This is a genomic window from Burkholderia sp. AU4i (assembly GCF_000466765.1).
Taxonomy (GTDB): domain Bacteria; phylum Pseudomonadota; class Gammaproteobacteria; order Burkholderiales; family Burkholderiaceae; genus Burkholderia; species Burkholderia cepacia.
This window is the reverse complement of sequence record NZ_ASSI01000484.1, coordinates 1-571: the sequence shown is the minus strand read 5'-3', so window position 1 is coordinate 571 and position 571 is coordinate 1. Positions and strand designations below refer to the sequence as shown.

At 70.2% G+C, this 571-nt stretch carries 2 protein-coding genes; one reads left to right on the top strand and one right to left on the bottom strand.

Annotation, left to right across the window (positions count from 1 at the left end; translation table 11 throughout):
- On the top strand, nt 1–242 hold a 242-nt coding region (locus tag L810_RS48845), incomplete at its 5' end, for a hypothetical protein (protein WP_218921762.1).
- Here the strand turns inward: L810_RS48845 and L810_RS43690 are convergent.
- Nucleotides 236–571 (bottom strand): NAD(P)-dependent oxidoreductase (locus L810_RS43690; RefSeq protein ID WP_042978542.1); only part of this gene is annotated, 336 nt, incomplete at its 5' end. The two genes, L810_RS48845 and L810_RS43690, sit on opposite strands and share 7 nt — an antisense overlap.

Genomic DNA, 571 nt, shown 5'->3' with positions numbered 1-571 from the left:
TCGTGCGCACGATAGTTGACGACGGGGTGGATCAGGTGTTGACGATCAGCTTCGATCAGCGCGGCGTGGTTCATGGCAGGGCGGGACTCTCGTCGGGTGTCAGCGATGAGTTCATGCTACCGGGCGAGCCATCCTCATGCGTTTTCAATTTGCAGTCTGAAACATACGAACGCGGCGTTTGTGCGGGGCGCTGCGGCATTTTCTGCTGCGCGCCCCGCCGGGCCGGGCGCACGCGTCAGTAGCCGCGCGCGCGATCGACGACGCCGATCATCGGCTGCCCCGCGCGATGGCGCGCGAGGTTCGCGAGCACGGCGTCGACCGCGGTGTCCGGCCGCGTCGCGCTCGCGATGTGCGGCGTGATCCGGATGCGCGGGTGCGTCCAGAACGGATGGCCGGCCGGCAATGGTTCGGGGTCCGTCACGTCGAGGATCGCGCTGTCGAGCCGGCCGCTCGCGAGCCCCGCGAGCAGCGCGGCTTCGTCGAGCTGCGGGCCGCGCCCGACCTGCACGAGCGACGCGCCCGCCGGCAGCGCATCGAACACGCGTGCGCCGAGCAGCCCGCGCGTATCGTC